This window comes from Anabaena sp. FACHB-595 (assembly GCF_048568275.1).
Taxonomy (GTDB): domain Bacteria; phylum Cyanobacteriota; class Cyanobacteriia; order Cyanobacteriales; family Nostocaceae; genus Trichormus.
Map to the genome: position 1 here is coordinate 2,963,401 of NZ_CP183473.1, position 12,875 is coordinate 2,976,275.

Annotated in this window: 13 protein-coding genes; 8 read left to right on the forward strand and 5 right to left on the reverse strand. The window is 41.1% G+C overall.

All coding sequences use genetic code 11. The features are described 5' to 3' along the window. The first annotated feature begins 55 nt into the window (after positions 1-55). Positions 56-286 (forward strand): hypothetical protein, encoded by a 231-nt coding sequence (locus ACN222_RS12345; protein WP_010996624.1) that lies wholly within the window; start codon positions 56-58, stop codon positions 284-286. 5 nt (positions 287-291) lie between these two features. On the opposite strand, the gene ACN222_RS12350 is transcribed toward ACN222_RS12345, so the two are convergent. Both ACN222_RS12350 and ACN222_RS12355 read right to left on the reverse strand, forming a co-directional pair. Next, entirely contained in the window at positions 292-555 is a 264-nt protein-coding gene (locus ACN222_RS12350) for a ferredoxin-thioredoxin reductase variable chain (RefSeq protein ID WP_044521388.1), read from the reverse strand. A gap of 307 nt (positions 556-862) precedes the next feature. Next, complete coding sequence (locus tag ACN222_RS12355; RefSeq protein WP_010996626.1) at positions 863-2,806, reverse strand: PP2C family protein-serine/threonine phosphatase; 1,944 nt, start codon at positions 2,804-2,806, stop codon at positions 863-865. A gap of 266 nt (positions 2,807-3,072) precedes the next feature. Between ACN222_RS12355 and ACN222_RS12360 the strand changes: the two genes are divergently transcribed. After that, positions 3,073-3,510, forward strand: coding sequence for an NfeD family protein (locus ACN222_RS12360; protein ID WP_010996627.1), 438 nt, complete (start codon positions 3,073-3,075; stop codon positions 3,508-3,510). A 174-nt stretch (positions 3,511-3,684) separates the two neighbouring features. Continuing rightward, on the forward strand, positions 3,685-4,653 hold the full coding sequence (locus ACN222_RS12365) for an SPFH domain-containing protein (RefSeq protein WP_010996628.1): 969 nt from the start codon (positions 3,685-3,687) through the stop codon (positions 4,651-4,653). A gap of 13 nt (positions 4,654-4,666) precedes the next feature. Here the strand turns inward: ACN222_RS12365 and ACN222_RS12370 are convergent, their stop codons facing one another. Continuing rightward, positions 4,667-5,065 (reverse strand): Fur family transcriptional regulator, encoded by a 399-nt coding sequence (locus tag ACN222_RS12370; RefSeq protein WP_010996629.1) that lies wholly within the window; start codon positions 5,063-5,065, stop codon positions 4,667-4,669. 144 nt (positions 5,066-5,209) lie between these two features. Between ACN222_RS12370 and purS the strand changes: the two genes are divergently transcribed. The 3 genes from purS (at position 5,210) to ACN222_RS12385 (ending at position 8,340) form a co-directional block, all read left to right on the forward strand. Then, on the forward strand, positions 5,210-5,488 hold the full coding sequence (gene purS, locus ACN222_RS12375; protein WP_010996630.1) for a phosphoribosylformylglycinamidine synthase subunit PurS: 279 nt from the start codon (positions 5,210-5,212) through the stop codon (positions 5,486-5,488). Between the two features lie 164 nt (positions 5,489-5,652). Then, positions 5,653-6,327, forward strand: a complete 675-nt coding sequence (gene purQ, locus ACN222_RS12380; RefSeq protein WP_010996631.1) for a phosphoribosylformylglycinamidine synthase subunit PurQ — start codon at positions 5,653-5,655, stop codon at positions 6,325-6,327. Positions 6,328-6,423: 96 nt separating this feature from the next. Then, on the forward strand, positions 6,424-8,340 hold the full coding sequence (locus ACN222_RS12385) for a hypothetical protein (RefSeq protein ID WP_010996632.1): 1,917 nt from the start codon (positions 6,424-6,426) through the stop codon (positions 8,338-8,340). A gap of 60 nt (positions 8,341-8,400) precedes the next feature. Here ACN222_RS12385 and ACN222_RS12390 read toward each other — a convergent pair whose 3' ends face one another. Further along, positions 8,401-9,564 carry an AI-2E family transporter gene (locus tag ACN222_RS12390; RefSeq protein ID WP_010996633.1) on the reverse strand — a complete coding sequence of 388 codons (1,164 nt, stop codon included), beginning with the start codon at positions 9,562-9,564 and terminating at the stop codon, positions 8,401-8,403. Positions 9,565-9,672: 108 nt separating this feature from the next. Between ACN222_RS12390 and ACN222_RS12395 the strand changes: the two genes are divergently transcribed. Next, a complete protein-coding gene (locus tag ACN222_RS12395) occupies positions 9,673-10,068 on the forward strand; it encodes a hypothetical protein (protein WP_010996634.1) in 396 nt (131 codons plus the stop codon). Between the two features lie 279 nt (positions 10,069-10,347). After that, complete coding sequence (locus ACN222_RS12400) at positions 10,348-11,766, forward strand: LCP family protein (protein ID WP_044521393.1); 1,419 nt, start codon at positions 10,348-10,350, stop codon at positions 11,764-11,766. A 148-nt stretch (positions 11,767-11,914) separates the two neighbouring features. On the opposite strand, the gene blaOXA is transcribed toward ACN222_RS12400, so the two are convergent. Beyond that, entirely contained in the window at positions 11,915-12,766 is an 852-nt protein-coding gene (blaOXA, locus tag ACN222_RS12405; protein WP_010996636.1) for a class D beta-lactamase, read from the reverse strand. Between the last annotated feature and the right edge of the window lie 109 nt (positions 12,767-12,875).

The window sequence follows — 12,875 nt, forward strand, 5'->3', positions numbered from 1 at the left end:
TCTTTGCTTACCCTGCTTCCCCTGCTCCCCCTACTTCCCCTGCTCCCTAAAATCCATGAACGAAAACTTACCCTACATTCTACCTGTACCCCAACCCCAAGCCGAGGATACTTTTGCAGCTTATCAGACAACTCATCAGTTTTATTATGAAGTGCAAAAACGTTCTGAGTTTCAGCGCCATTGTGAATGGTACTACGCAACTGCCGAGCAGCATCGCCAGGAACTAGAAAGAATGCGCGGCGAAGTTAATATTTTCTCATGGTTCCGCCGCTCCTCAAAGATTTAGATACTTTAGATAACTTCTAACTCATTTTCCCGTAGATGAGCCTTAAACTTTTTACTAAACTGGATAAGAAAAGGTAAATTAGCACTAACAGGTCTACCTTGCCATTGGGTGACAATCTCCACAATTTCGCCTTCTGAGCCTTTGAGGTCAAAAGCTTTACCGCGATGTTCAGGATGATGGTAAACTACTACCGATTCTTTTACACAGACGCGATCGCCAACTTTCATAACAACATTCACACCTTTTTCAACAAGTATCTCCACGGCCATCCTCACTGAACTAACTTGCTTTTTTAACAAAAAGTATTGTTTACAACAGCAACTCCCATAGCACTCAACATTTACAGATGCTCTGTTTCACAACTCTCTAACTTATATACAAACAAAGCTTACCTACGCAGGCTTTGAGCGCAATTAGTGAGCAAAATTGCCTTTGCTGTGCGCTTTAACGACAGAATCAATTCTACAATAAATAGTCGTTAGTCCATAGTCATTAGTCAGTTGTCATTAGTCAGTTGTCATTAGTCAGTTGTGATTGGTCAATAGTTCATAGTATTCTTCTTTGCTCCCCTGCTCCTCATCTGCCCCTCGGTGAACAATATTGCTGCAATGACGGGGGTAGTTTTTGACACATCTGCTGAAATGATTGGGGACTAAGTTGCCACCAAGCAAATAATCCTATACCTGTACCCCCTACTAGTAACGCCAATAATCCCCCAACCAATAATAAAGGTTGACGGCGTTTTGGTTGTTTAATTGGGGCTGGGCTGGGTTCATCTGGGAGTTCCAAATCCAGCAATGCTTGAGAACTTTCCGTCAAGATAGATTCTTCTGGGTATCTTTCCAGTTCTGCTATTTCTGGTTCTGGAATCTCTACCAGTGGTGGCGTTGGTGTGATTGGCACTAAATATTCTTTAGAAACACGGCAAAGAGTCAGCACAACAGAAGTATTATCATGGCCATTTTTCTCATTGGCTAGATTAATCCAATGGTGGGCAGCATCTTCAACAGTCATTTGACCAGTTAATACTGGTACAGCGTAATCTTGCCAAGAATTTTCTACCCAGTTGTTATCACTTAACCCATCGGAACATAATAATAAAATCCCATCTTCATCGATGATGAATCGCTTAATCGCCAACCGTAAAGATTCAGCATCTCTGTTTCCCAAGGCTTGAGTTAAAGCATTGGCATCTTGTCGTTGGAGTACCTGCCGATACAAACTCCGGGCAGAACGGACTTCCCTCGTGACGATATCATCGTCTACTGTAAGCTGTTGGCAATATTCACGAGTTATCCAATAAGCACGGCTATCACCCACATTAACCAAATAAAGCTCATGGGCATTATCTGATTGCCACTCAGATGTGGTTAATACTCGTTGCGGTACTTGTACTGCCATTACCAGCGTTGTGGCCATGCGTTCTCTACCTTGGCGCTTTTGTTCATCATTACGGGAACTGATGAGGTTGTTAGCCACACGCAGACTAGCTTCGAGTTGTTCCTGTAACAAAGTTGGTGGGACAATTTCTGGCTGAGTTGCTACTTCGGTGAATAAAGCACGAATTTGTAATTTTAGAGACTGCACTGCCAATTGACTGGCTACTTCGCCCCCTTGATGTCCGCCAATGCCATCACAAACGATCGCTAAATTTGGTACTAATAATTCATGGGAGTCAACAGCAGTATTGGGATAGCAAGTATCTTCATTTTGTTTGAGTTGGGGGCCTGCATCTGTCACCCCTGCCATGCTTAAAGTTAATGGCAATTCTCCGGCGGCTGCGAGTAATAAAGCATTAAGTTGAGTCGCAATAGTTTCTAACTCTACTTCTGAGTTAGCCATCTGCTGGATGATATTCTGCAACCTTGGAGTAACAGAAGTTGTTGTCAACTCTAGTAGAGGCTGCCAAGAATCGCTTAAATCTTTTAAATTAGGCTGTTCTGTAGGTATTGTGGCATTCAGGTCTAACAGTCGCACACACCAACCTTGGACGCGCAAATTGTCGGCTTTCAGCAGGTTTTGAGCTAGTCCTAACTCCAGTAATGGTGTCCACAATTGGAGAATCTGCCATAACCAGTAAACTTGTCTGACTGGTTTGGCTTTTTCCCAGGCATCGATGATAGTTGGATAAATATTCCCTTCTTCATCGATGGGGACATTTTCTAGTAATAAGATATTGTCTGCGCCTTCTGGTAGAGAGGTAACAAAACCATAGACTTGGGGGAGATGCGATCGCTCTGGATATAAGCGAAGATAAGGAATAACATCCGGCGGTAATTCTTGAGGTACTTCTGGTAATAATCCCGGCCGAGTGTCCAACCAAACCTGTTGTCCTATTACCTCATATCTATCTGATACTTTTGTACCTAGTGGGATCTCGGTTGCTAGTGAGCCTGTAGCCCAAAGATAACGGTGAACTAAAGGAGTTTGACAACTAGCGCAAACACGTTCTCCCGCAAAATTAATCGGGTTATCACAATTTTGATTTATGCAATAAATTATCCGTTCGATAGAAAGCATACAAGTATAAATTTTAAAAATAAATTAAGTGGTGAAGTTCGATTAACTTTAGCAGTCAAAGGCTTGAAGGACAGAATAGACTTGTTTTGTGTACCTGTGGCTACACATTGTTACTGATTTTAATCAAAATTGCTGGGAAAAAGGTAATGAGTAATGGGTAAGAGTTATGTTTGATTACCAATTACCAATCACCAATTACCAATCACCAAATCCAGATAACCAGCGACTAAGTTGGTTTGTGTGAATGTAGTGTCTAGGATGGCGCTATGCCAATATCTACCTTAATCTGGCTACTGGCTGGAGCAATTCTCTGCTTAACAGAATTGTTCTTACCATCGGCGTTTATCGCCTTCATGATGGGAATTAGCGCCTTAATGGTGGCGTTACTATCTCAATTGGGGTTAGCTTTATGGCTGCAAGTTGTGGCTTGGTTGTTTCTTTCTACCGTTTTGATTGCACTTTCCCGCCGATTTTTGCAACCACGACAACGTAGGTCAAAAATTCAAGATGCAATTACGGCGGAAACCTTAACAGAAATTCTCCCCGGACAAGCAGGACGAGTATTATACGAAGGAAATTCTTGGCGGGCAAAGTGCGACGACGAGCAAATCACTATCGCTGCTCACCAAAGGGTTTATGTAGTCAGGAGGGAAGGCACTACTTTAGTGGTGATGCCTGAAAATTTGCTGCATTTTAGTCACTAGTCATTAACTAGACTTACGCATGAAAATGAAAAATCAAGGGTTTGGATAAGGGTACAGGGGTTTAGGGGTGTAAATGTTTAAAACCCTTATACCCACTCTCAACAGACAGCCTGGGCGCGTAAGTCCTAATTAACAGTTGGTTATAACTTATACAGAAATATTTAGAGGTTGGCAATGGAACAGTTATTTTTATTGATTGCTTTAGCGCTCGGTGGTTCTGCCGTTGCGGGGTCTGTGAAGGTGATTAATCAAGGTAATGAAGTTTTAGTAGAAAGATTAGGTAGCTACCACAAAAAGCTAGGCCCAGGACTAAATCTTGTCCTTCCTTTTATAGATAAAGCCGTCTACAAAGAAACTATCCGCGAAAAGGTTTTAGATATTCCACCCCAAAAATGTATTACCCGCGACAACGTAGGAATTGAAGTAGACGCAGTGGTTTACTGGCGAATTGTCGATATGGAAAAGGCTTGGTACAAAGTAGAAAACCTCCACTCGGCAATGGTGAATATGGTGCTGACCCAAATTCGCTCGGAAATGGGACAGTTGGAGTTAGATCAAACCTTTACGGCTCGTTCCCAAATTAATGAACTTTTATTACGGGAATTGGATATTGCCACTGATCCTTGGGGTGTAAAAGTCACAAGGGTAGAACTGCGAGATATTATTCCTTCCCAAGCTGTGCGGGAATCGATGGAATTGCAAATGTCAGCCGAACGACGCAGACGAGCAGCAATTTTAAATTCAGAGGGTGAGAGGGAAGCGGCTGTCAATTCTGCCAGAGGTAAGGCCGAAGCCCAAATATTAGATGCGGAAGCCAGGCAAAAGTCGGTAATCTTACAAGCAGAGGCGGAACAAAAAGCGATCGTTCTCAAAGCTCAGGCTGAACGTCAGCAACAAGTTCTCAAAGCTCAGGCTATTGCCGAATCAGCAGAAATTCTTGCCCAGAAAATCAGTTCCAATGGTACTGCTGAACAAGCCCTAGAGGTGTTATTGGCTTTGGGTTATCTCGATATGGGCGCAACCATCGGTAAGAGCGATAGCAGTAAAGTCATGTTTATGGACCCCCGCGCTATTCCCGCTACTTTAGAGGGTATTCGCTCGATTGTTTCGGATAGTCAGTCGTCAGTGGTCAGTGGTCAGTAGTTTCGGCTATTGACTAAATTTCACTCGCGTGATTCATTTGGCACTTACCACACAAACCGAAAAACTCCAGAGTGTGGTAGAAAATCTTAAACTTATGGGCAGTTTGTAACTGTTCTTCTAAGTTGTGAACAGGGCATTGATGAATAGGAATAGATACACCGCATTGCAGGCACGTAAGATGGTGTTTATCTTGCTGCGCTAGGCTGTAGAGAGCTTCGCCATTAGGTAAAGTCCGTACCTGCACCAAGCCTTCTAGTTTTAAGGCTTCCAAGGAACGATAAACTGTTGCTAACCCCATACTCTGATTGCGATTACGGAGTTCTACATAAATATCCTGGGCAGAAATGCCTTGTTTAATGGTTTGCAACAGGTTTAAGATGCGCTCTTGACTGCGGGTGCGTATGGCTCTCATAGACTATTATTTAAATTTGCCACTGGATTAGAAGCTGTTCTACTGCCTAACTAATAAATTAACTTTAACGTCTCGATTAACTTATTTTTACTCAGTTGGAACAGAAAGTTATAGTATAGCGATCGCAGCTTTCAGAAAAACTCCGTGCAAACTAAGTATCTAGCCAAAATTTTCGTGACACTTCGTCCTTCAGTTTTAGACCCGGCCGGTGTGGCCGTACAATCTGGTCTCCTGCAAATGGGATACGATAACGTTGATCATGTACGGATTGGTAAGTACATTGAACTCAACATTACTACTTCTGATGAAGCAAAAGCGCGTCAAGACTTAAACCGCATTTGTGATCAAATGTTATCTAATCCAGTAATTGAAAATTATCGCTTTGATTTGATTGAAGTCGAAACCCAGACCGGAGTATTTTAGGGATCGGGCAATAAGTAAGAAAACAACAATAGCAACTGACAACCGACAACTGACCCTCCGGGTGACGCTCGTTCCTCGCTAACGCTGCGCTAACGCCAGTTACTCATGGGGGAAACCCCCAAGACCGTACTGGCTCACAACTAACAACTAACAACTGACTAATCATGAAATTTGGCGTTGTTGTATTTCCTGGTTCTAATTGCGATCGCGATGTTGCCTATGTCACTAGAGACTTGCTAGGACAGCCAACTCGCATGGTTTGGCATCAAGACACCGATATTGCTGATTTGGATGTGGTGATTATCCCTGGTGGATTTAGTTATGGTGACTATTTACGCTGTGGGGCGATCGCTCGGTTCTCTCCTGTGATGCAGCAGGTGGTGGAACACGCCCAAAAAGGTAAGTTGGTGCTGGGGATTTGTAACGGTTTTCAGGTATTAACTGAAGCCGGACTCTTACCTGGAGCCTTGGCGAGAAATCAAGATTTGCATTTTATTTGCGATCGCGTCCCTCTCACTGTTGAGAGTACCAATAGCCTTTGGACTCAAGCTTACAACCCTGGTGAAGTCATCACTCTCCCAATTGCCCACGGAGAAGGCAGATTTTATGCTGATGAGGCAACTTTATCTGAGATTGAAGATAATGGGCAGGTGCTTTTCCGTTATGCGGGTGAAAATCCCAATGGTTCCCTGAATAATATAGCCGGGATTTGCGATCGCCAAGGCAATGTTTTAGGCATGATGCCTCACCCAGAAAGGGCTTCTGACCCTGTGCTTGGTGGTAGCGATGGATTAAAGTTATTCCAAGGGTTGCTTGAGAAGGTGGTGGCGTTGGCATAATGTTGACCTTCGCACCCATCATAGTTAAACAAGATAGAGGCACAGTCAGGCTGTGCCTTTCTCAGTTTCTATTAAAGTGCTTATTGTAACTATATAATGTCAATTTCTAATGAAACTAAACAATTTATTCAATGGATACAATCTTTTGATTATCGTGTTTTAAAAAACAAAGATGATGTCGAGATAAATTTTATTGTACCTATGTTTCGTCATCTCTGTTATCCCAAGACATATTCGGCTGGTAACTATCCTTTAAATACTCAAAACATTGAAAAAAATCTAGAAAGTATTTATATATATTTCTCTACTGATGATGTTATTAAACAAAATGCTGAAACAGCTTTAATCATTGCTATATATTTAGAGCCAAATTCTAATAATTTTCCAGAAGCTATCGAACGCGCCAAGTTTTATAGTACTTATTTAAAACCTTTATACTTTTTAGTGACTAATGGCTATCATGTGAGGATTTTTAAATATTTTATCTACCACAAAGAAGAATTAATCTTTGACAAAAGTGTCGATTCTTTAAAAAACACCCATATAGCCACAGAATTCTATAATAACTTTAATTTTAATTTAGTTAAAAATATTGATAAAAACACAGCTAATATTTCTAAATATACACAATATAGCCTCATAGAAAAATCATTAAGACGGTACAATTTACAGGAAATTGTCGCTAATACTGACTTTAGAACCTCTACCTTTAGAGAAGGCGATCGCCTGACTGTTGTCAAGCCTAAAGTAGTTATAGAGTGTAACTTACCTAAAGCTTCTGGTGAAGGTAATTGTCAAATACAATTTAGCAGCGTTATCTTAAGAGGACTAAAGGTTAGCTTAAATCATCAATATATTTTAGGTAACCTCATGACAGGCTTAAATACCCGTCCAGAATGGGGTTGCCGGAGTTTTCTTAAACAATTAGATGATAACGCTTTTGAAGTTAATCTAGGTCAAACAACAGTTATATTATCTGACTTAGAAACAGCAGACTTATGTTTATGTATCGATATAGTTGCTCAAGAATATAAAAAAGCGATTATTGCTTTTGAAAATGCTTTAGAAACTTGGGATTTTGAATTTACAGATTTTTTAGGTGTGCGTGGAGTTAATCTGTTTTCTGTAGATGCAAAATTATGGCGATTAATGCACAACTTCGCCAATGAGTTTAACTATGTGCAAGGTAAATCAGAGTGGCATTTATTTCAACAGGAAGATATTTCCATTCGTGTTAGTCGTGGGATTCGGGATCATGCTTTTATTTTACCCAAACCTGTCAATTATTTATCTATATTACCAAACGGCATAATTAACATAGTTTATGAAATAAATGATGTGCATCTACAATCTTTGGAAAAAGGCGAAATGAATACATGGCAGCAAGATATCGGCCCACGGGGTACTTGGACAGCTAAATACACTCAACAATGGCTATTAAATCAATTTATTCCTAAAGTTATTGATTATTATTCGGCTAAATATCCGTTGTCTGAAGAGGAATTATTAAATAATATATTGAATACCGAAAATAACAGGATTTCTATTACAAAAATCAATGAAATTCAAGAGTTAATTCCTTATCTCCAAGATATACAATCTTGGCTAAATATATATATAGAAAATAGTTCGACTACATTATTGCGGGTATATTACAGGGCATTCACTAATTTAGTACGGAATACAGATTCATCAATAGAAGGGATGGATTATATTATCCGTAACTTATCTTTAATGGAAACTGATAATACAAAAGATAGAGTTAAAAGTAATTTCCAAAAATGGAGTTTTAAAGACGTAATTTATTATTTAGATGCTCAAGTGGGTAGAATTAATAATTATCAACATGAAAATAGTTTTAAAGCAGTTTTAATTACTCGCATTTTTATCTGGATTATCGAACATGGCAAAATAAGCTGCTCCCAAGCCCAGTTAAATGCTGCAAAGCAAGCCTTACTACCACTGTGGGAGCAAAGCCGCTTTGAAATGCGCCATGTTTATCCAAATCGTTAATTTTGTTCACCTCTAGAGAAAAGCATATTCCCTATGACCCGTTTCCCATAAATGCCCAAATTACGGCGTAGTTGGTTCGGAAATACTTAGGGTATTTTTGGGATTCTCTTTTTGTACTACGGATGCAGCTATTTCTGTGGTATCTGTTACTTCTATTGCATTATTTACACTAGAGGGACGTAAGGCAGTCAAAGCAGTCTTAATTATTACAGCAGTGGGAACGGCAACAATTACCCCTAAAAGTCCACCAACTCTAGCTCCTGTCAAAACAGATATTAATATCCAGACTGGATTCAAGCCAGTAAAATTGCCCAAGATACGGGGAGCGATTAAGTTTTCCAGAATTTGCTGGACAATTACAGCCGCAATCAAAACTCTGACTCCCATCGAGAAATCTTGCAATGCGACTAGTGAGGTAGTAAGTGCAATACCCACAGAACCACCAAATGGCACAAGCGCCATAATGCCAATGGTCAGCCCAAATAATAGCCCAAATGGCACCTTCAGCCATAAGAAGGCAGGAATGAGGGCTGATGCCATACAAGTAGATAAAATTAACTGGGTAATAAAGAAATTTTGAAAGCTCAAGCGTACTGTTTGGGAGAATGGAGCGCGGAACTTGCTAGGGAGCCATTCTACTAAGCTTTGCCAAAGTTCACCGCCATGCTGGAGAAGATAGAAAGTTAACACCATTGTCAACAGAAAATCTAGCAAACTGGTGAAGGTGACAACGGCCAGATTGAGGACTTGTCCGGCGATCGCCTGGAGTTGTCCTTTGACGCGATCATTAATCTGTACTACCAAAGCATCCAGGTTAATCGGTAAACCTACAGTCTCTGCTTTCTCGTTTAACATCATGAGCTGCGATCGCCCAGAATCAATTAACTCTGGGATACGTGCTACCAGTTGTTGAGCTTGGGTAAGCGCCAGAGGAAATAAAGTCACACCCAGAGCTAACAAAATTGATAGAGCCAATAAAAACACTAAAATAGCAACTTGCTCTCGCCTCGCGCCGCGATGCGCCATCCAACTAACAGGGTAGTTGAGCAGAAATGCTAAAACTGAAGCTCCGACTAAAATGACTATTAAGGAATGGAAGTAATCAAAAATTGCGGAAATTGCCCAACCATTGAGAACTAATAAAGGAGCGAACAGAGCGATCGCCCCAATTCTCGCTATTGGTGTTAGTGTTTGCCACCAGTTGAGTAGCTTGAGTGTCTGCATCTTGAGCCGATTGCGGGATAGAACTAAAAAATTCTGTATCTATAGCTTATTATCTCTAACTACATCATTGTCATTCATCCCTCTAGTTTAGGATTTGACGAAAAAACAATGGAAGACTTTCAATCAAATCAAAACATCACGGTGAGCGAGGAAGAGTCAACTATTCCTAAAACACAGCTTATTTTACATCTAATCCCTGTTATTGGCTTTTTTCCATCCCTCTGGACTGTTTATCGCTGTCAAGGTAGCCGGGAACAACTGGCGGTGAGTCGTCTGTCTATTACTCTGGCGTTTACTTGGTTGTTGGGGTATCTCTTGTTGGCTACTGGAGCAGCAACTGCGGAATTTTTCACCCTGCGCCTGTTAATTCTGAATGGCTTTTTTACATCTGGTTACTTCTTGGTAAGTATCTGGTTAATTTTGCGCTTATTCCAAGGTAAGTCCCATCGTTTACCAGGGTTGAGTCGCTTTGCAGAACAGGTGTTTAGCAAATATTTATCTTGAGTTTCTCAGATGATTAGGCAGCATTTTTACTTAATGGCTAACAAAATTACGCATAATTTTCTGATAGACCTAGTCAAAGGGAACGGACTATTGCCATACTGCTATAAATCAATTAGAAAATTGCCACAATGAGGAAAAATCCTGCTATAAGTGTTGTGGTTGAAAGCAAAATAAAATGTCAATGTAATTGATTAAAAGTTAGCTATTATGGGTTGATTTATCTGCATTATTTTAAGTCAGCAAATTTACTTAATTCATCAGTATAGTGTGAGGAAGTCTGTGACCATTCAAAGAACTTCAGCAGAAGGAAATCCATCGTCAAACGCCCCTAACTCCAGTGGCAAAAATTCGCGCAATACGAAACCGGGGCGTTGGCTATGGTTTTGGATGGGTATGGGTGGAATTGCGATGGTATCAGCAACAGCCGGAGCGCTATTAGCTGTTTCATTAACCAGTACACCATTGCAGCAAGCTCAACTCAGCCCCCAAGAAGAAGCAGTCTTTGATGGTGATGCCATCTCTGGTAGTGGATTACGTTTTTCTGAATTAACTCGGCCTGTGAATCTATTAGTCATGGGGATGAGCGTACTTCCACCAGATGTTCAAAATCCCCCTACTGAAACCCAAAATCTCCGCTACCTACCCCAGGTAAATTCCTTTGATGGTCTTGCTGATGTCATGCTCATGGTGAAGTTTGACCCAGAGACCAAAAAAATTGCTATGCTTTCCATTCCCAGAGATACCCGCACGCGTATAGAAGGGCATGGAGTCAGAAAAATTAATGCCGCTAACGTGGAGGGTGGGCCTGCTTTAACTGCCACAACTGTTAGTAATCTGTTGGGTGGTGTGGGTATTGATCGCTATATCCGCATTAACGTTTTGGGAGTTGGTAAACTCATTGATGCTTTGGGCGGAGTGACAGTTTATGTCCCCAAAGATATGAAATATCAAGATCATTCCCAACACTTATATATTAATTTAAAGGCAGGTAAACAGCATCTGAATGGCGACCAGGTACTACAATTACTCCGCTTTCGTCATGATGAACTAGGAGATATTGGCCGGATTCAACGCCAGCAAATGGTGATGCGTGCTTTAATGGATCAAGCTCTTAACCCTGTAACAGTAGCTCAGTTACCAAAAATTCTCAACGTAGTTAAAGATAATATCGACACCAACTTGACAGTTGAGGAATTGGTAGCGCTAGTGGGTTTTGGTGTGCGGACTAATCGCACCAATATGCAAATGTTAATGCTACCCGGACGTTTCAGCGAACCAAATGAGTATAATGCCAGCTATTGGATACCAAGTAAAAATGGTATCGCTAAACTTATGGCACAGCATTTTGGTTTGGAATCTCTATCAGAAAACCCGGTAAATGATCCAACGGCTGTACGAGTGGCAATTCAGGATAGCACAGGTAGCGATCGCTCTCAACTACGTCCTTTAATTAATGCCTTAGAAAAAGCCGGCTATCGTAACGTTTACGTGGCTAATGCTTGGACTGAACCCTTGGAAGTCACTAATATTATTGCCCAGCAAGGCGACGGCAACAGCGCTGAGTCCATTCGCAACGCCTTAGGTTTTGGCGAAGTGCGGGTAGAAAGCACTGGTAGTCTCAACTCAGATATTAGTATCCAAGTAGGCAAAGATTGGTTACAACAAAAATCTCTGTTAGAGGATTCTATTAAGTTCTAATATCCCGTCAGGTAGGACTTATACCAATTCAAAATACCCTTTGCTACGCTACGCTACCGCGTAGCTTGCTTCCCCGTAGGGTACAAAATTCAAAATCAAGACAGGACAAGCGTTTGGGGCTGTATTGAATTTTGAATTTTGAATTGATTCACAGCAATCCTAAAGCTTTGAGACTGCGCCGAGTAACTTCAATTCGGGCAGCAGCGTCATCATTGTTGCGTATATCAATATTGGTAGCAAAGAAATATACATTATTGTTTTGTTCCAGATATCCCACAAACCAGCCAATATTCGGGGTAACACTTGCCGCCCAGCCTGTCTTTCCTCGCAATACATAATTGGGGGTACGTTCGTAAATCATGATGTCTTGAACTAAATCCAAAGTACGTTGGGAAAAGGGTAACTCTTTGCGGTGCAGACGTTGTAGAAACTCAATCTGTTGTTTGGGTGTAATTTGCAAAGGCCCTTCTAGCCAAAATCTGTCAATTTGCTCAGGTGTGCCGATTTGAAGATTCCCATAGCCGACTTGCTTGATAAATTTCTCCATCCGTTCATGACCAATTTTTCGAGCCAGTACTTGGTAGAACCATACTGTCGAATTTCTGAATGCTTGGCGTATATTGGTGTCTTGATTCCATGTGGGGAACTGGCGCTGCATACCGTCCCAAGTCAAAATAGCCACATCATTGGAAATTACCCCAGTCTCTAAAGCTACCAGAGAATTAAAAATTTTAAAAGTCGAGGCAGGAAGGAACGATTGTGAGTTGCGAGCAGCGTTGTGTTCGTAAAATTTTTTGTTGTTGCGATCGTAAATTAGAATAGAACCTTTGATTCCCAGTTGATTAAATGAACGCCCAAGGTTAACATTCACCGGAATTGCAGGTGTCTGAATTTCCTGGGAGTGTCCAGGCATATCTCGAAAATTGCTAATTGTTAAAAATGGCACAAGGGTAGTCATAGCAACGATCATTGCTAGGGACATTCGTCGATTTCGAGACATAACGATCTTTCCTACAAAACTGATTTACAAACCAGTGATAATACAGCAATGGTGTTTGTAGTTCCAGAAATCTATTTCTCTGTTTGGTTGATTAGTCTGTGTGATTTTA